This window comes from Ruegeria sp. B32, assembly GCF_025141855.1.
Classification (GTDB): Bacteria; Pseudomonadota; Alphaproteobacteria; order Rhodobacterales; family Rhodobacteraceae; genus Ruegeria; species Ruegeria arenilitoris.
This window is the reverse complement of sequence record NZ_CP081106.1, coordinates 3,076,287-3,094,312: the sequence shown is the minus strand read 5'-3', so window position 1 is coordinate 3,094,312 and position 18,026 is coordinate 3,076,287. Positions and strand designations below refer to the sequence as shown.

The 18,026-nt window shown below is 65.1% G+C and carries 13 protein-coding genes; 8 read left to right on the top strand and 5 right to left on the bottom strand.

Annotation, left to right across the window (positions count from 1 at the left end; all coding sequences use genetic code 11):
• Positions 1-39: 39 nt before the first annotated feature.
• Positions 40-2,838, top strand: a complete 2,799-nt coding sequence (gene polA / locus K3752_RS15680; protein ID WP_260063752.1) for a DNA polymerase I — start codon at positions 40-42, stop codon at positions 2,836-2,838.
• 49 nt (positions 2,839-2,887) lie between these two features.
• Here polA and K3752_RS15675 read toward each other — a convergent pair whose 3' ends face one another.
• Positions 2,888-3,118: a DUF2798 domain-containing protein gene (locus K3752_RS15675; RefSeq protein WP_093964053.1), complete on the bottom strand. Its 231-nt coding sequence runs from the start codon at positions 3,116-3,118 to the stop codon at positions 2,888-2,890.
• Between the two features lie 76 nt (positions 3,119-3,194).
• Complete coding sequence (locus K3752_RS15670; RefSeq protein WP_260063751.1) at positions 3,195-3,947, bottom strand: hydroxypyruvate isomerase family protein; 753 nt, start codon at positions 3,945-3,947, stop codon at positions 3,195-3,197.
• A 174-nt stretch (positions 3,948-4,121) separates the two neighbouring features.
• Between K3752_RS15670 and K3752_RS15665 the strand changes: the two genes are divergently transcribed.
• Positions 4,122-5,162, top strand: a complete 1,041-nt coding sequence (locus K3752_RS15665; RefSeq protein WP_260063750.1) for a DMT family transporter — start codon at positions 4,122-4,124, stop codon at positions 5,160-5,162.
• Here the strand turns inward: K3752_RS15665 and K3752_RS15660 are convergent.
• Entirely contained in the window at positions 5,063-5,638 is a 576-nt protein-coding gene (locus tag K3752_RS15660; protein ID WP_260063749.1) for a DUF1285 domain-containing protein, read from the bottom strand. The two genes, K3752_RS15665 and K3752_RS15660, sit on opposite strands and share 100 nt — an antisense overlap.
• 65 nt (positions 5,639-5,703) lie before the next feature.
• Between K3752_RS15660 and K3752_RS15655 the strand changes: the two genes are divergently transcribed.
• From K3752_RS15655 to K3752_RS15630, 6 genes are all read left to right on the top strand, one after another.
• Positions 5,704-6,711, top strand: coding sequence for a MoxR family ATPase (locus K3752_RS15655; protein WP_170440018.1), 1,008 nt, complete (start codon positions 5,704-5,706; stop codon positions 6,709-6,711).
• Entirely contained in the window at positions 6,708-7,583 is an 876-nt protein-coding gene (locus K3752_RS15650) for a DUF58 domain-containing protein (RefSeq protein WP_260063748.1), read from the top strand. Before K3752_RS15655 ends, K3752_RS15650 begins: the two co-directional genes overlap by 4 nt.
• Positions 7,580-10,342 carry a DUF4159 domain-containing protein gene (locus K3752_RS15645; RefSeq protein WP_260063747.1) on the top strand — a complete coding sequence of 921 codons (2,763 nt, stop codon included), beginning with the start codon at positions 7,580-7,582 and terminating at the stop codon, positions 10,340-10,342. The genes K3752_RS15650 and K3752_RS15645 overlap by 4 nt, the downstream gene beginning before the upstream one ends.
• Entirely contained in the window at positions 10,339-12,381 is a 2,043-nt protein-coding gene (locus tag K3752_RS15640; protein ID WP_260063746.1) for a hypothetical protein, read from the top strand. Before K3752_RS15645 ends, K3752_RS15640 begins: the two co-directional genes overlap by 4 nt.
• Positions 12,382-12,453: 72 nt before the next feature.
• A complete protein-coding gene (locus tag K3752_RS15635; protein WP_260063745.1) occupies positions 12,454-14,667 on the top strand; it encodes a response regulator in 2,214 nt (737 codons plus the stop codon).
• Between the two features lie 72 nt (positions 14,668-14,739).
• On the top strand, positions 14,740-15,138 hold the full coding sequence (locus K3752_RS15630; RefSeq protein WP_260063744.1) for a VOC family protein: 399 nt from the start codon (positions 14,740-14,742) through the stop codon (positions 15,136-15,138).
• Here the strand turns inward: K3752_RS15630 and yaaA are convergent.
• Together yaaA and recQ are read right to left on the bottom strand one after the other, a co-directional pair.
• Positions 15,129-15,899 carry a peroxide stress protein YaaA gene (yaaA, locus tag K3752_RS15625; RefSeq protein ID WP_260063743.1) on the bottom strand — a complete coding sequence of 257 codons (771 nt, stop codon included), beginning with the start codon at positions 15,897-15,899 and terminating at the stop codon, positions 15,129-15,131. The two genes, K3752_RS15630 and yaaA, sit on opposite strands and share 10 nt — an antisense overlap.
• 34 nt (positions 15,900-15,933) lie before the next feature.
• Positions 15,934-17,973, bottom strand: coding sequence for a DNA helicase RecQ (gene recQ, locus K3752_RS15620; RefSeq protein WP_260063742.1), 2,040 nt, complete (start codon positions 17,971-17,973; stop codon positions 15,934-15,936).
• Between the last annotated feature and the right edge of the window lie 53 nt (positions 17,974-18,026).

Below are 18,026 nucleotides of genomic sequence, written 5' to 3'. Positions count from 1 at the left end.
CTGTGGCAGAACCGTCCCTGACCGACAGGGAGAGCGCGCATGAGCAAATTCGGAAAAGGCTGCCATCTGCATCTGATCGACGGATCGGCCTTCATCTTTCGCGCCTATCACGCCCTTCCGCCGCTCACGCGGAAATCGGACGGGCTGCCGATTGGCGCCGTTTCGGGCTTTTGCAACATGCTGCAGCGGTACGTGGATGGCGACCACGGCCCTGACGCGCCGACCCATCTGGCAGTGATCTTCGACAAGGGCTCGCACACCTTCCGCAATGACATGTACGACCTCTACAAGGCCAACCGCGAGGCGATGCCCGAGGACCTGCGCCCGCAGATCCCGCTGACCCGGCAGGCGACCGAGGCCTTCAACATCGCCTGCAAAGAGCTGGAGGGGTACGAGGCCGACGACATCATCGCCACGCTGGCCTGCCAGGCGCGCCAGGCCGGGGGGCGGGTGACCATCGTCAGCTCGGACAAGGACCTGATGCAGCTGGTGGGCGACGGTGTCGAGATGCTGGATGCCATGAAGAACAAGCGCATCGACCGCGAGGGGGTGTTCGAGAAATTCGGCGTCTACCCCGAGCGCGTCGTCGATGTGCAGGCGCTGGCCGGTGACAGCGTGGACAACGTACCGGGCGCGCCGGGGATCGGGATCAAGACGGCGGCGCTGCTGATCAACGAGTTCGGCGATCTGGAGACGCTGCTGGACCGCGCCGAGGAGATCAAGCAACCCAAGCGCCGCGAAACCCTGATCGAGAAACGAGATCAGATCGAGTTGTCGAAGAGGCTGGTGCAGCTGGATTGCGAAACACCGCTGGACTTCACGCTGGATGATCTGGAGCTGCGCGATCCCGATCCGGACAAGCTGATGGAGTTTCTTGCCGAGATGGAGTTCCGCACTCTGACCAAGCGGATCGCCGACAAGCTGGGCGTCGAACCGCCGGTGATCGCGGATACTCCGGCGCCGGCGGCAGATGAGCCGCAGGCCGAGGACATTCCGTTCGATTCCAGCAAATACGAATGCGTGCGCGATGCGGCCGCGCTGCGGAAATGGATCGATCAGGCCTATGAGCGCGGCTGGCTGGCCGTGGACACCGAGACCACGGGCCTAAACGAAATGATCGCCGATCTGGTCGGCATCTCGCTGTGCATCGAGCCGGGCGAGGCCTGTTATATCCCGCTGACCCACCGCGACGGGGCCAGCGACGACCTGTTCGGCTCGGACGCGCTGGCCGAGGGGCAGATGCCGCTGGATGAGGCGCTGCAGATGCTCAAGCCGGTGCTCGAGGATCCGTCGATCCTGAAGATCGGGCAGAACATGAAATACGACGCCAAGATCTTTGCGCGCTACGGCGTGGATGTGGCCCCGATCGACGACACGATGCTGATGTCCTATGCCATGCATGCGGGCGAGCATGGGCACGGCATGGACACCCTGTCCGAACGCTATCTGGGCCACACGCCGATCCCGATCAAACCGCTGCTGGGCTCGGGCAAATCGGCGATCACCTTCGACAAGGTGCCGATCGACGAGGCGACCGCCTATGCCGCCGAGGATGCCGACATCACCCTGCGCCTGTGGAAGCTGTTCAAGCCGCAGTTGCACCGGGCTCAGGTGACCACCGTCTATGAAACGCTTGAACGCCCTCTGGTGCCGGTTCTGGCCGAGATGGAGATGCATGGCATCAAGGTCGATCGCGATGTGCTGAGCCGCATGTCGAACGCCTTTGCCCAGAAAATGGCCGGGTTAGAGGCTGAAATCCACGAGCTGGCCGGAGAAACCTTCAACGTCGGCTCGCCCGCGCAGTTGGGCGAGATACTGTTCGACAAGATGGGTCTTGAGGGCGGCAAGAAGGGCAAGACCGGAAAGTATTCGACCGGCGCCGACGTGCTGGAAGATCTTGCGACCGAGCATGAGCTGCCGCGCCGGGTGCTGGACTGGCGGCAGCTGTCCAAGCTGAAATCGACCTATACCGACGCGCTGCAGACCCATATCAACCCCGATACGGGCCGGGTGCATACGTCTTATGCCATCACCGGGGCGAACACGGGGCGTCTGGCCTCGACCGACCCCAACCTGCAGAACATCCCAGTGCGCACCGAGGAGGGCCGCCGCATTCGCGAGGCCTTCATCGCCGAGCCGGGCAACGTGCTGGTGTCGCTCGACTATTCACAGATCGAGCTGCGTATCCTGGCGCATATCGCCGATATTCCGGCCTTGAAACAGGCCTTTGCCGATGGGCTGGACATTCACGCCATGACCGCTTCGGAAATGTTCGATGTGCCGCTGGACGAGATGACGCCCGAGATCCGCCGCAAGGCCAAGGCGATCAATTTCGGCGTGATCTACGGCATTTCGGGCTTTGGCCTTGCGCGCAACCTGCGCATTCCGCGGGCCGAGGCGCAGGGCTTCATCGACCGCTATTTCGAGCGCTTCCCCGGCATCCGGCGCTATATGGACGACACCATCGCCTTTGCCAAAGAGCATGGCTATGTGCGGACCCTGTTCGGGCGCAGGATCCACACGACAGAGATCAACGCCAAGGGTCCGCATGCGGGGTTCGCGCGCCGGGCGGCGATCAACGCGCCGATCCAGGGCACGGCGGCGGACGTGATCCGGCGGGCGATGGTGCGGATGCCCGAGGCGATCGACGGGCTGCCGGCCAAGATGCTGCTGCAGGTGCATGACGAACTGCTGTTCGAAGTGGCCGAGGACGCGGTGGAAAAGACCATCGAGATTGCGCGCGACGTGATGGAGAACGCGCCCGATCCGGCGGTGAAGCTGGACGTGAAACTGACGGTGGATGCGGGCAAAGGCGCCAACTGGGCCGAGGCGCATTAGGCAAGCGCCGTGCCGCTCATCAGGCCCTGTGGGCCATCTTCGCGGCAGGTCAGGCCTCGGGCCTGACCATCAACGCGACCAGCCGCCGGGTCAGCGGGGCCATGACCAAAACCACCGCAAACGCCACCGGCCAGCTGATGCTCCACGCGCCCATCCAGCTGGCAAAGGTCTCGGGGCCCAGCCCGATCTCTTTGACCGTTGCGATGCAGGTCACGATGCAGGACATCAGCCCCGACAGGATCAATCCGAACAGGACGGGGGCAAAGCGGGCGGGGATCATACGGCTGTTTCTCTGCTGAATCGCCACTTCGTATGCGATATTCAAGATGTGATTTCCAGTGCGCAGGCGCACAGGACTATCGCATCCAGTGCAGAGAGGCTTCGGTGCGCCGGGTCGAGGGCGTGTATTCGGCGCTGACCCAACCGTCATAGCCGCTGTCGTCGATTGCTGCGAACAGGGCGGGGAAATCGGTCTCGTCGCGGCCGGGTTCCGACCGGTCGGGGGCCGATCCGATCTGAACATGTACGATCCGGTCGCGGAATCTGTCCCAGATGGCCTGTGCATCGCCATGGATCATCCGGGCATGAAAGCTGTCGAATTGCAGGCCCACATTCGGACGGTCGATCCGGTCCAGGCACGCGGCGGCCAGATCATAGTCGTTGAGGAAGTATCCGGGCTGCGAGACCGGGTTCAGCGGTTCGATCGTGAACCGTTGATGCGGCGCAAAATCCGCAGCCCATTGCAGATTTCGCACAAAACAGTCCCGTGCGTCCGCCCCCGAGGCATAGCCCGCCATCACGTGGATCAAACCGGGCTTCAGCGCCTCGGCATAGCGCAGGACGCGGCGGATGTCGGACTGGAACCGCCCCTGGCCCCCCGGAACGGCCGCATAACCCGGCTGGCCGCCGGTATAGTTGGGCGGCGGCGCGTTGATCAGCACAAGGTCCAGACCGTTGGTCATCAATGCGCGACGGGTTTCCTTGGCCGCCAGGTCATAGGGAAACAGGATCTCGACTGCCTTGAACCCGGCATCCGCGGCCGCCTTGAATCGGTCGAGATAGGGCAGCTCGGCAAAGAGCAGCGAGATATTGGCGGCAAATCGGGGCATTGTCCTCTCGGTCCGATGGCGTGCTGACCTTAGTCGCGGGCGGCGCGCAGAGAAAGGGTTTGAAAACGACAATATGTCGAAAATCGGCCAGACCGTCGCGGGCCGAATGTGAAGGGTCGGGGTATTGCAGCGAATCATTTTCGTGGCGCTGCACCAACAAAAGGATTGAAACCGATGGCGATGAGTCCGGACCCCGTTCGCGGGCCTAGTTTCGCTGTGCCCGGTGCGCGGCAATCCGCCTTGTCCGGAAACGGGTTGGCGGTGGCGTCGATGCTGGCCTGGGCGGCCGGATTCCCGGCGGCCGAAATCCTGCTGCAGACCTGGCCGCCGGTTGCCTTGCTGGCTGCGCGGCTGATGCTGGCGGTGGCCGTGATGATCCCGATCTGGCTGTGGATCGATGGCGCAGATGCGGTGCTGCGGGCGCGCTGGGCCCATGCGATGAGAGTGGGCGGGTTTGGACTTGGCTTGGGCATGTTCCTGATCATCCTGGCGCAGAAACTGACCGATCCCGTAACCGTTGCCATCATCGCCTCCTGCGCGCCTTTGATTGCGACACTGCTCGAGCTGGCTGCGGGAACGCGCAGATTGCGGTGGAACTTCGCGCTGGGGGTTGCCGTTTCGATCATAGGCGGCCTGATCGCAACCAGCGCGGTGGCGCCGGCCCAGCTGGGACTGGGGGCGCTTTGCGCAATCGCCTCGACCGCGCTGTTCTGCTGGGCCAGCATGGCGACCGCGCGGGACTTCCCGGACCTCAGCCAAACCGGACGTACCACGATCACGCTGATCGGCGGCACGTTCATGGCCGGCGCGCTGTTCTATCTGTCGAGCGTCCTCGGGTTCGAAGTCTGGCCATCGTCGCCGATCGACCCGCAGCAGGCAGGAATGCTGGCGATCTACGCCGTGATCTCTCTCGGCCTCAGCCAGGTCCTGTTCATCGCTTCGATCGGCCGGCTGGGTGTTGCTCTGGCGTCATTCCACATCAATGTGGCCCCGTTCTACGTGATGCTCATCATGGTGGTTCTGGGTTCGGAGTGGAACTGGACCCGGGCGCTGGGCGCCGGAGTCGTGGCGCTGGCGGTTGTCCTTGCGCAAGACCGTCCCGCAAGACGGGTTGCCTATGGCGTTTCCTCGGCGCGACCCAAGACAAAGAACTGCCCGCCGGACCAGACCCCGACCTGCCCGGCGCGTTCCGTCGCAATGTCCACAAGGCGGTAGAAACTCTTGCGGTCGATCCGCGCCTCGAGGTTTGATCGCACCAATATATAGGGTCTGGGTTCGTTTGTTTCCGGGTCGGTGGCCACCCGTATCGGGTGATCCGGACCCGCCGACACCGTATCGCCGACATGGGCGGTAAAGGTCAGAACCTGATCCTCGTCCGCGCCGGTCCGGTCGAAATCGACCGCCACAAACGGCGCGTCTTCGACCCTGATGCCGACCTTCTCGACCGGGGTGACCAGAAAATAGGCGTCCCCTTCTTTCTTAAGAATTGAGGAAAAAAGCTTCACAAGCTCGAACCGGGTGATGGGCGACCCTAGGTAATACCAGGTGCCATCGCGCGCGATGCGCATGTCCAGATCGCCGCAGAACGGAGGATTCCAGCTGTCGACAGGGGGCAGACCCCGCGGTTTGGCCGCCTTGACCGAGGCCGCCAGACCCTCAGGGGACGGTTTCACAGGATTTTGTCCGCTCATTGTTTTTGCCATTTCCTCTCAGCGCGATACACTTCAACCATAATAAGTCCACGGAAGGGAAAGTCATGACCGAACCTGCCGACCTCGTCTCCGAGATCGAAGCGCTGGAAGAGAAACTGCAACAGGCCAAATCCTCGATCACCCGCCGCTTCATCGGGCAGGAGAGGGTCGTCGACCTGACGCTGACGGCGCTGCTGTGTGGCGGTCATGCCCTGCTGATCGGGCTGCCGGGCCTGGGCAAAACGCGGCTGGTCGAAACCCTGTCGACGGTCATGGGCCTTCATGGCAACCGCATCCAGTTCACCCCTGACCTGATGCCAGCCGACATTCTGGGGTCTGAGGTTCTGGACACCGCCGAGGATGGCAGCCGCCATTTCCGTTTCATTCCCGGCCCGATTTTCTGTGAACTCTTGATGGCCGACGAGATCAACCGCGCCAGCCCGCGCACCCAGTCGGCGCTGCTGCAGGCGATGCAGGAACGCACGGTGACCGTCGCGGGCGAGGATCGCGCGCTGGGCGTGCCGTTCCATGTGCTTGCCACCCAGAACCCGATCGAACAGGAGGGCACCTATCCGCTGCCCGAGGCCCAGTTGGACCGTTTCCTGGTGCAGATCGACGTGAACTATCCCGACCGTCAGACCGAGCGTGACATCCTGCTGGCCACCACCGGCGTGGCCGAGGAAGAGGCGCACCAGATCTTCACAAAGGAAGAATTGCTGGCCGCGCAGGTTCTGCTGCGCCGGATGCCGGTGGGCGAGTCGGTGGTCGAACTGATCCTCGATCTGGTGCGCGCGTTCCGCCCCGAAGAACCCGGCGTGTCCGAGCGCGTGTCCGAGACCGTCGCCTGGGGCCCGGGTCCGCGCGCGGCGCAGGCACTGATGATGACGGTGCGGGCGCGGGCGATGCTGCAGGGCCGGCTGGCCCCCAATGCAGAGGACGTGCTGGACATGGCGCGCCCGGTGCTCAGCCACCGGATGGCGCTGAACTTCGCCGCGCGGGCGCGCGGTGACAGCCTGCCCGACCTGATCGAAACCACCGCGGCCGGGCTTGTCCGGGCTGAGGCGGCGGCGTGAACGCGGCCCGCACCCTTCGCGAAAGATCCGAGGCCGAGGCGTCCCGGCTGCCGCCGCTGCTGGCGCGGGCCGAACACCTGGCCGGAACCGTGCTGCTGGGCGATCACGGCCGGCGGCGTTCGGGGTTGGGCGATGATTTCTGGCAATATCGACCGGCCCAGATCGGCGACAGCCGGCGGATGATCGACCATCGGCGCTCGGCCCGCGGCGATCAGCAATATGTGCGCGAACGCGAATGGCAGATCGCGCAGTCGATCATGCTGTGGGTCGATCAGGGCGCCTCGATGCGCTTTGCGTCCGATAAATCCCTGCCCACGAAGGCCGACCGGGCGCGTTTGCTGGGGCTGGCCACGGCGATCCTGCTGGTGCGCGGGGGCGAGCGTGTGGGCCTGACCGGCACCACCCTGCCGCCCCGGCGCGGCAATGCCCAGATCATCCGGCTGGCGCAGGCCTTGTCCGAAGATACCGAGGCCGATTATGCCCCGCCCGAGCACCGCGCCATGATTCCCCATGCCCGCGCCGTGTTCATCTCTGACTTCCTCGGCCCGCTGGACGAGGTCGAACTGGCCCTGACCAAGGCTGCCGACCGCGGCGTGCGCGGTGTGCTACTGCAGGTCCTGGACCCGGGTGAGGAGAGCTTCCCCTATCGCGGGCGCACCATCTTCGAAAGCGTCGGCGGGACGGTCCGGCACGAGACGCTGAAGGCGGGCGACCTGCGCGAGCGGTATCTGGCGCGGCTGGCGCGGCGAAAGGATGACCTGACCCGCCTGTGCCGCGTCACCGGCTGGCAGCTGGGCCTGCACCATACGAGCGACAGCGCGCAGGCGGCCCTGTTGTGGCTCTATCGTGCGCTGGACGGAGGGGCGCGATGACGGTTCTGGCGGGCATCGGCTTTACCGCGCCATGGGTGTTGCTGGGTCTGCTGACCCTGCCGATCCTGTGGCTGATCCTGCGCGCCGTGCCGCCCGCGCCGATCCGCCGACTGTTCCCGGCGGTGACGCTGTTGTTGGGCCTGAAGGACGACGAGAGCGTATCCGACCGCACCCCGTGGTGGCTGTTGCTGCTGCGGATGCTGGCGGCGGCGGCGATCATCATCGGTCTGGCCGGCCCGGTGCTGAACCCGTCGCGCGACCAAACCGGATCGGGGCCATTGCTGCTGGTGCTGGATGCCAGCTGGGCCGGGGCCACGCGCTGGCCCGCCACGCTGGATCAGATCGACGCGCAACTGACCGAAGCCGGACGGGCCGGGCGCCCGGTCTCGATCCTGCGACTGACCGAGCCGGAACCGCCCGTCTTCCAGGCCGCCGAAGCCTGGCGCAACCGCCTGCCCGGACTGGTTCCGCAGCCGTGGCAGCCGGACGCGGCGCAGATCGAACAGGCCCTGGCCGACCTGTCGGCGGTCGAGGGCGGTTTCGATACGCACTGGTTCACGGACAAGCTGGACTATCCGGGCCGTGAAACCCTGCTGTCTGCGCTGCAGGCGCGGGGCGGGGTCACGGTCTATCGCGCGGCGGCGCCGATCCTGGCGCTGCTGCCGGCCACCTATCAGGACGGGGCGATCCGACTGACCGCGGTGCGCGCCACACCGGGTCCGGCGCAGACCGTCACCATCAATGCGCAGGGGCGCGACCCGGCGGGCGTGATGCGCCTGCTGCAATCGGTCGAGGTCAGCTTCGAGAGCGGCGCGACCCAGGGACAGGCCGATCTGGCCTTGCCATCCGAACTGCGCGCCCGCATCACGCGGTTCGAACTGCAGGGCCAGCGGTCGGCCGGGGCGGTGTCGCTGACCGATGACAGCCTGCGCCGGCGCGAGGTCGCCCTGATCGCGGGAACCGTCAATCGCGAGGGGCTGGAGCTGCTGTCGCCGCTGCACTACCTGACACAGGTGCTGATCCCCACCGCCGATTTCGTCGAGGGCGGGCTGGCCGAGGTTCTGCCCGCCAACCCGGATGTGATCGTGCTGGCCGATGTGGCCAAGCTGACCCCCGCCGAACAGGCCGGATTGGTCGAATGGGTCGAGCAGGGCGGGCTGTTGCTGCGCTTTGCCGGTCCGCACATGGCGGCCAGCGATCTGGGCCGCGATGCCGAAGACGCCCTTTTGCCGGTGCGGCTGCGCAGCGGTGGCCGCTCGGTCGGCGGCGCGATGAGCTGGGGCGAGGCCAAGGGGCTGGCGCCCTTCCAGGAGGGCTCGCCCTTTTACGGGTTGCGCATCCCCGACGATGTGACCGTCAGCACCCAGGTGATGGCGCAGCCCGACCCGAACCTGGCCGACCGGGTGATCGCCGCGCTGTCGGATGGCACCCCGCTGGTGACGCGCAAGCCACTGGGCCTGGGTCAGGTGGTGCTGTTCCACGTCACCGCCGATGCCGAATGGTCGACTCTGCCGCTGTCGGGCCTGTTCGTCGAAATGCTGGACCGGCTGGCCGTGGCCTCGGCCGCCAAGACGCGGCAGGTCGAACAGCTGCAAGGCACCACGTGGGAGCCGATTCAGGTGATGGACGGGTTCGGAACCTTGTCTGATGCGGGCAATCTGGCCGGTGTCGATGGCCCTGCGCTGATATCCGGCGCCCTTGGCCCCGACTTGCGCCCGGGTCTGTATGAAAGCGGCAAGCAGAAACTGGCCCTGAACGTGCTCACCGAGGACAGCACGCTGCGCCCGATAAGTTGGCCTGCGGATGTGCCGATCAAGGGGCAGGAGGTCAGCGCCGAAACTCCGATCGGGGGTCTGCTGCTGAGCCTGGCCCTGATCCTGCTGGCGGTTGACGTCGTGGCCTCGCTGGCGCTGTCGGGGCGTCTGGGGCTGGCGCGGGCGGCGGCGGTGGCGCTGAGCGCGGTTCTGATCGCACCGCAGGCGCAGGCGCAGACGCCCGACGAGACGGAGTTCGCTCTGCAGGCAACCAAGGAATTGGTGCTGGCACATGTACTGACCGGCAATGCCCAGATTGACGACGTCGCCCATGCCGGGCTGCGCGGCCTGTCGCAAACCCTGTTTTATCGCACGTCCGTCGAACCGGCCGAGCCCATGGGCGTGGACCTCGAACGTGACGAACTGGCTTTCTTCCCGCTGCTCTACTGGCCGATCACCCCGGATCAGCCCCAGCCTTCGGCCGAGGCTTATGCCAAGCTGAACGCCTATCTGCGGTCCGGCGGGATGATCCTGTTTGACACGCGGGACGCCAACATCGCCGGATTCGGCGCCTCCAGCCCCAATGGCCGCAAGCTGCAGCAACTGGCTGCTCCGCTCAATATCCCTGCGTTGGAGCCTGTTCCGCGCGATCACGTCCTGACCCGCGCGTTCTACCTGTTGCAGGATTTCCCCGGCCGCTTTGCCGGAACCGAGGTCTGGGTCGAGGCCGCGCCCCTGGACGCCGAACTGATCGAAGGCATGCCCTTCCGCAACCTCAACGACAACGTCACCCCGGTGGTGATCGGTGGCAACGACTGGGCCGGGGCCTGGGCAATCGACCGGAACGGGCAGGCGCTGCTGCCGGTCGGGCGCGGCTATGCCGGAGAACGCCAACGCGAGCTGGCCAACCGGTTCGGCGTCAACCTGGTCATGCACGTGCTGACCGGGAACTACAAATCCGATCAGGTGCACGTGCCTGCTCTGCTTGACAGGTTGGGCCAATGACCGGTTCCGTCATCTTTGACCCGCTGATCCCGTGGCCTGTGCTGGTGGTCATCGGTTCGATCGCTTTGGCCGCGACGGTTCTGGCGCTGTGGCGCGGGCTGTCAGGTTGGGCGTTGCGCGGACTGGCCGCGCTGGTGCTGTTGGCAGCCTTGTCCGGCCCGGTCTACCAGATCGAGGACCGCGCCCCGCTGACCGACATCGTGTTGATGATCGAGGATGAAAGCGCCAGCCAGACCCTGTCGGACCGCGCCGAACAGACCGCGCAGACCGCCGAGGCCCTGGCCGCCGAGATCGAGGCCCGCGACAACACCGAACTGCGTCGTATCACCGTGGGCGACGGCGACGGAGACGAAGGTACCCAGGTGATGGCGGCGCTGAATGCCGCGCTGGCCGAGGAACCGCGCGCCCGGATCGCCGGAATACTGGTCTTGTCGGACGGAATTGTGCATGACGTCGATCAGGCCCCCGACCTGCCAGCGCCGATGCACCTGTTGCAGACCGGTCGCGCGCAGGACTGGGACCGCCGCCTGATCGTGCGCAACGCGCCGGCCTTTGCCATCATCGACGAGCCCGTCACTCTGACCTTGCGGGTCGAGGACAGTGGCGCGGTGCCCGCCGGTCCGGCGTCCGCCCCGCTCGAGATTGCGGTGGACGGGGGCGAGCCGCAGCAGTTCAGCATCCCGATCGGTGTGGATGTCGAGCTGCCGGTGACGCTGCCCCATGGCGGGCGCAACGTCATCCAGTTCACCGTTCCGCAGGCCGATGGCGAACTGACCGACCGCAACAACACCGCCTTGATCCAGATGAACGGTGTGCGCGACCGGCTTCGGGTTCTGTTGGTCTCGGGCGAGCCGCATCCGGGCGGACGAACCTGGCGCAATCTACTGAAATCCGACAGCTCGGTCGATCTGGTGCATTTCACCATCTTGCGCCCGCCCGAGAAACAGGACGGGGTTCCGGTGGACGAACTGTCGCTGATCGCATTCCCCACGCGCGAGTTGTTTCTGGAGAAGATCAACGATTTCGACCTGATCATCTTTGACCGCTACAAGCGGCGCGGCATCCTGCCCGCGATCTATCTGGACAACGTGACCAACTACATCAATGACGGCGGTGCGGTGCTGATTGCGGCCGGGCCTGACTTTGCCACCGCCGACAGCATCTTCCGCTCGCCCCTGTCTGCGATCCTGCCGGCGCAACCCTCGGCCCGGGTCATCGAAGAACGCTACGTGCCCACGGTGACAGACCTGGGCCAGCGTCATCCGGTGACCGCCGATCTGGGTGAGACGGGCGACTGGGGCGCATGGCTGCGGCAGATCGACGTGAAACAGCGCTCGGGTGAATTGTTGATGACCGGCGTCGACGACCGTCCGCTGCTGGTGCTGGACCGTGTGGGGGAAGGGCGCGTGGCGTTGCTGGCCTCGGACCACGCCTGGCTGTGGAGCCGTGGCTACGAGGGCGGTGGCCCGCAGTTGGAATTGCTGCGCCGCCTTGCCCACTGGATGATGAAAGAGCCCGAGCTTGAAGAAGAAGCGCTGTGGGCCGAGGCCAACGGGCAGTCAATGCGCATCATCCGCCAGACCCTGAACGAAGAGGTGGGCCCCGTCACGGTCACCCGACCCAATGGCGACACGCTTGAAGTGCCCTTGCGCGAATTGTCCCCCGGTCGGTTCGAGGCGCAGTATTTCGGCCCTGAAATTGGGCTTTATCGCCTGCAGGAAGGTGAGCTGTCCTCGGTCATCGGCCTTGGCCCTGCGGCGCCGCGGGAATTCGAACGCACCATCGCAACAGCCGAGATCCTCGCGCCGGCCATGGCGGCCATGCGTGGCGGCGCGATCCGTGTCGAGGACGGGCTGCCGGCAATCCGCAACGTGCGCGCCGGGCGTCCTGCGGCCGGGCGTGGCTGGATCGGTCTGACCCCGCGCGAGGCATATGAAACCCGTGACGTGACCCAGGCCGGACTGTTGCCTCCCTGGCTGGTGCTGCTGCTGGCGGGTGGCTTCCTGCTGGCGGGCTGGCTGCGCGAAGGACGGCGCTGACCGGCCTTTGGTCTTAAACAGATTTTCACGGTCTGCGGGAATGCTGATCCCGAACCGACCGGGAAGATGACCATGAGTCTTGCAGAAAAACTGGCACAGGAACGGCGGGCGCGTCTGGCCGCCGAACGCTTGCTTGCACTCAAGCAGAGTGAACTGTCCGAGGCCAATCGCAAGCTGGGCGAATATGCGATGGCCCTGACCAAACGTATCGGCGAGACCGAGGCCGAGGTCGAATCCGTGCGTGGCGAGAATGAAAAGGTCAAATCGGACCTGACCGTTGCAAATGCCAAGATCGAAGTGGCCGAACGCCGCCTCTGGCACTCGATCCAAACGATCCAGGACGGTTTCGCCTTCTTCGACGGCAGTGATCGGTTGATCAGCGCAAATACGGCCTATCTGAGCGTGTTCGAAGGACTGGACGAGGTCGCGCCCGGGATTTCATACCCCCGCATTCTTGATCTGCTGACCACAGAGGGCATCATCGATATCGGGTCGGAACCGGCCGAGGCGTGGAAAACCCGCATGATGCGCCGCTGGACCCGGATCAACCCGCCGCCCGAAGTGATCCAGCTGTGGAATGGGCAATATATCAAGCTGATCGACCAGCGCGGCCAGGGTGGCGATGTGGTCAGTCTGGCCCTGAACATCACGGCCTCGGTCCAGCATGAGGCGCAACTGCAGGCCGCGCGCGAAAAGGCCGAGGCCGCCAACCGGGCCAAGTCGGCTTTCCTTGCCAATATGAGCCATGAGATCCGGACCCCGATGAACGGCATCGTCGGGATGACCGACCTGCTGTCGGAAACCCCTCTGAATGAGGAGCAGAGGCTTTATGTCGAGACGATCCGCAATTCGGGGGACGCGCTGCTGGTCATCATCAATGACGTTCTGGACTATTCCAAGATCGAAGCGGACAAGCTTGTGCTGCATCCCGAGGATTTCGATCTTGAGCGTTGCATCCTCGAAGTTGCGATGCTGCTGCAGCCCACGGTGCGCGACAAGGGGCTGACCTTGCTGGTCGACTATGACCTGTTCCTGCCGACGCTGTTCGTGGGCGATCCAGGCCGGGTGCGTCAGGTGCTGACCAATCTGGTGGGCAACGCGGTCAAATTCACCGCCCATGGCCATGTTCTGATCCGGGTCACCGGAGTACCGCATGCCGATCAGAAGACCTGCGACATCCATATTGCGATCGAAGACACCGGAATCGGCATCGAAGCGGACAAGATCGGGCACATCTTTGGCGAGTTCAATCAGGTTGAAAACGAAAAGACCCGCGCCTTTGACGGCACTGGCCTTGGTCTGGCCATCACCAAACGCCTGATTACCTTGATGGGTGGCTCGATCTGGGTCGAGAGCGAGGCCGGCAAGGGATCGTGCTTTGGGTTCCGCATCACGCTGCCCACCGCCGAAGGCCCTCAACCGGCTCCGCCTGCCTTGGCGGACAGGCTGAAACATGTCCTCGTGGTCGAGGATTTGGCGGTCAATCGGGCCATTCTGAACAAGCAGCTGCGGCGTTTGGGGGCCGAGGTGACGGTTTGCGCCACAGGCACCGAAGCGCTGAGGGCGGTGGAAGCGTCGATCGACCTGATCCTTTGCGATCACGATCTGCCTGACATGGACGGGCTGGATTTGGCGGAAACTCTGCGCAAGCGAGGCTGGTCCGACGTTCCGATCGTGCTGATGTCCGCAAACCCGGCCATCGTGCACGCCGATCCGAACCATCGGCTGATACAAGGGGTGGTTCAGAAACCGATCCCACGGGCCGAGCTGTTCTCACGGCTTCAGGCGCTGGGCGCCGCTGTGTTGCCTGCGCCTGTTTCCCCGCCCTGCCGCGCGGAGCCGGCCCAATCGTCCGGCGGAAACACGAAGCTGCGCAAGATGCGGGTTCTGGCCGCCGAGGACAATCGCACCAACCAGTTGATCCTGAGCAAGATGACCAAGGATCTGAACATAGACCTCAAGCTGGTGGCCAACGGGCTTGAGGCTGTTGAAGCCTTTTCGGAATTCGCGCCGGACCTGATCCTCATGGACATCTCGATGCCCAAGATGGACGGAAAGCAGGCCACGGGTGAGATCCGTAGACGCGAAATCGGCACAGGGCAGCATGTGCCGATCGTGGCGCTGACCGCTCATGCCTTGGCGGGTGACGAGCACAGCATCCTAGCGGCCGGGCTGGATCACTACCTGACGAAACCGCTTCAGAAGAAGCTGATTTGCGAGATGATCCAGTCCAACTGCCCGACGGATGCGCAACCCGTCATTGTCGCGCCGGCCGGTGCGGTCTAGGCTGTCGCTATGTCACAGGAACGAGGTTTTCGCCCCCGCGCTTTGGGTGAAATAGCAATACGCTGCGCCGACATGGCAGCGATGGTCGATTTCTATGAAAACGTCATCGGTCTGACCCGCCTGCATGGCGGTCATGACAGCGCCATCACATTCTTTCGGATTGCGGAAGGGTTCGAAGGACACACACAAGTTCTGGCGCTGTTTCACCATGGGGCAGCGCCGCGGCCGGGTTTGCACCCCACCGGTGCCGACAAACCCATGACCGGGGTGCAATCGTCGCTGCACCATATCGCCTTGTCTCTTCCCTTTGCGGAACAGAAGGCCGTCATGCGCTGGTATGATCAAATCGGCCAGCCCTATCGCGTGGAACGGTTCGGCTGGATCGGTTGGCGCGGCGTGTTTACCACGGACCCCGAGGGCAACACGGTCGAGCTGGTTGCGTATGATGCCTCGATGCTGGATCAGGCCTGATAGGGGCGCACGAATACCGGTTTGTCCGGTTCCGACAAATCAGACCGATACACATAGCCGCCGGTGTCGAAATCCCGCAGGCCCGCAGGGTCGGTCAGCCGGTGCTGGATGATGTACCGCGCCATCGAGCCGCGAGCCTTCTTGGCAAAAAAGCTGACGATCTTGGGTGCGCCGCCCTTGTCCTCCATGAAGACCTGGGTGATGACCCGCAGTTTCAGCGCCTTGGGGGCCACCGCGCCAAAATACTCCTGGCTGGCGCAGTTCACCAGCGTGTCGGTGCCGATCTCGTCGGCCTGCGCGTTCAGGGCCTTGCTCAGTTGGTCGCGCCAGTAGTCGTAAAGGTTCGTGCCGCGCCGGGTCTTCAGCCGGCTGCCCATTTCCAGCCGATAGGGCTGGATGGCATCCAGCGGGCGCAGCAGGCCGTAAAGCCCCGACAGGATGCGCAGATGATCCTGCGCCCAGGCCAGTTCATCGGCGTCCAGCGAGGCGGCCTCGAGCCCCTGATAGGTGTCGCCGGCAAAGGCCAACGCGGCCGGACGGGTGGTTTCGGGCTGTGGTGCCTCGGCGAAGGCGCGGAACCGGTCGCGGTTCAGCCGGGCCAAATCGTCGCTGAGGCTCATCAGCTTTTTCAGGTCCCCCAGCGTCAGGTTGCGCGCGGTTTTCGCCAGCCGGATCGCGTCGTCCTGAAAATCGGGCCGGGTCGGTGCCACGTCCCGCTCTGCCCAGTCCAGCCGTTTGGCCGGAGAGATCACCACCAGCATGTCTGCCCCCGTGTTCGTGCCTGCCCGTCGATACCTAGCCCGCCGCGCGCAGCACGTCCAGAAAGGCGGCAGCGAAACGTTCGGCGCGGCGGTCGCCCAGCACCTGTTCCAGAGTGCGCGCGTCGTCCGGGCGCATCTGCGCCACCTTGGCCAGTTGCGCGGCTGAGCAGCTCAATGGTTTGTCGATCCCGTCCGGGCCTCGTGCCAGCTGTGCCTGCACCTCGAGCAGACGGTCGTAGATATTTCCCTGTTCACGCCCGGCCAGCTTGCGGCGCGCCGGGTGGATCGCCTGCGCCTCGCCCGCGATCACCTCAAGGAAGGTGTCGCCGTATCGGTCCAGCTTTTTCGCGCCGACACCGCCGATCCGGGCCATCTCGTCCAATGTCATGGGGCGTTTTTCCGCCATCTCGATCAGCGTGCGGTCGGGGAAGATGACATAGGCGGGCACGCGAGCGGCCTCGGCCAGCGCGCGGCGCTTGGCCTTGAGCGCCGACAGCAGGGGCGCGTCTTCTTCCGAGACCATCATCTTGACCGCGGGCCGGCGGGTGGCCTTGCGCAGCGTGTCCTTGCGCAGGGTGATCTGCGCCTCGCCCTTCAGGATCGGCTTGGCGGCCTCGGTCATGCGCAGGGCGCCGTGGCGTTCGGGGTCGGGGCGCACCAGGTCGTGGCCCATCATCTGCCGAAAGATCGCCTGCCATTGCGGGCGCGACCAGTCCTTGCCGATGCCATAGGTGGGCAGCGCGTCATGCCGGCGCGCGCGGATCTTGTCGGTATCATTGCCCAGAAGGATGTCGATCAGGTGGCCCGAGCCGAACCATTCCTCGGTGCGCAGGATCGCCGACAGGGCCATGCGCACTGGGGTGGTGCCGTCGAACAGCTCAGGCGGGCTGTCGCACAGATCGCATTTGCCGCAGGGCTGGGCCTCTTCCCCGAAATAGCCCAGCAGGGTTTGGCGGCGGCAGTGCAGCGCTTCGGCCAGCCCCAGCAGCGCGTTCAGGCGGGCATGGTCGGCGGCGCGGCGTTCGGGCGGGGCGAGCCCCTCGTCGATCTGGCTGCGGCGCAGGCGGATGTCGTCGGGGCCGAACAGGGTCAGGGTTTCGGCCGGGCCGCCGTCGCGGCCGGCGCGGCCGATTTCCTGGTAATAGGCCTCGATCGATTTTGGCAGGTCCGCATGGGCGACCCAGCGGATGTCGGGTTTGTCGATACCCATGCCAAAGGCCACGGTGGCCACCACGATCAGCCCGTCCTCGCGCGCGAAACGGGTTTCGACGATGCGGCGGTCCTCGGCCTCCATCCCGCCGTGATAGTGGCAGGCGCTGTGGCCCTGTTCGCGCAAGGCTTGCGCCAGCACTTCGGTCTTGTTGCGGGTGCCGCAATAGACGATGCCCGACTGGCCCCGGCGGGCGTCGGCGAAATCCAGGATCTGCTTGCGCGGGCTGTCCTTGGCGGCAAAGGCCAGGTGGATGTTCGGGCGGTCGAAGCCACGCAGGAACTTGCGCGGGGGCGTGCCGTCGAACAGTTTCTCGACGATTTCGTCCTGGGTTTCCCCATCCGCCGTGGCGGTGAAGGCGGCCAGTGGCACGTTCAGCGCGCGCCGCAGCTCTCCGATCCGCAGATAGTCGGGGCGGAAATCATGGCCCCACTGGCTGACGCAATGGGCCTCGTCCACGGCGATCAGGCTGACATTGATCCGTCGCAGCATCCCCAGCGCCGAGCCCGCCGCCAGCCGTTCGGGCGCCATGTAGAGCAGTTTCAGCCGCCCGGCCTCGAGCGCCTCCCACACGGCATCGGTTTCCTCGGGCGTGTTGCCCGAGGTCAGCGCACCAGCCTCGACCCCGGCCTCTTGCAGCCCCCGCACCTGGTCGCGCATCAGCGCGATCAGCGGCGAGATCACAACGGTGACGCCGTCGCGCAGCAGGGCAGGCAGTTGAAAACACAGAGATTTGCCGCCCCCGGTGGGCATGATGGCCAGCACGTTCTCGCCGGCGGTCACGGCATCGACGATCTCTTCCTGCCCGGGGCGGAAGTCATCGAATCCAAAGACATCTCGCAGCAGAGGCGCGGCGTCGAACATGTGCGGGGGTGCCCTGTTTCAAGATTTGACTGCTCTTGAACGGACAATCACAC

Bases quoted from the DNA above. Each gene is read 5' to 3' on its own strand.
- polA (WP_260063752.1), top strand. From the start codon at position 40: ATGAGCAAATTCGGAAAAGGCTGCCATCTGCATCTGATCGACGGATCG.
- K3752_RS15675 (WP_093964053.1), bottom strand. From the start codon at position 3,118: ATGATCCCCGCCCGCTTTGCCCCCGTCCTGTTCGGATTGATCCTGTCG.
- K3752_RS15670 (WP_260063751.1), bottom strand. From the start codon at position 3,947: ATGCCCCGATTTGCCGCCAATATCTCGCTGCTCTTTGCCGAGCTGCCC.
- K3752_RS15665 (WP_260063750.1), top strand. From the start codon at position 4,122: ATGGCGATGAGTCCGGACCCCGTTCGCGGGCCTAGTTTCGCTGTGCCC.
- K3752_RS15660 (WP_260063749.1), bottom strand. From the start codon at position 5,638: ATGAGCGGACAAAATCCTGTGAAACCGTCCCCTGAGGGTCTGGCGGCC.
- K3752_RS15655 (WP_170440018.1), top strand. From the start codon at position 5,704: ATGACCGAACCTGCCGACCTCGTCTCCGAGATCGAAGCGCTGGAAGAG.
- K3752_RS15645 (WP_260063747.1), top strand. From the start codon at position 7,580: ATGACGGTTCTGGCGGGCATCGGCTTTACCGCGCCATGGGTGTTGCTG.
- K3752_RS15640 (WP_260063746.1), top strand. From the start codon at position 10,339: ATGACCGGTTCCGTCATCTTTGACCCGCTGATCCCGTGGCCTGTGCTG.
- K3752_RS15635 (WP_260063745.1), top strand. From the start codon at position 12,454: ATGAGTCTTGCAGAAAAACTGGCACAGGAACGGCGGGCGCGTCTGGCC.
- K3752_RS15630 (WP_260063744.1), top strand. From the start codon at position 14,740: ATGGCAGCGATGGTCGATTTCTATGAAAACGTCATCGGTCTGACCCGC.
- yaaA (WP_260063743.1), bottom strand. From the start codon at position 15,899: ATGCTGGTGGTGATCTCTCCGGCCAAACGGCTGGACTGGGCAGAGCGG.
- recQ (WP_260063742.1), bottom strand. From the start codon at position 17,973: ATGTTCGACGCCGCGCCTCTGCTGCGAGATGTCTTTGGATTCGATGAC.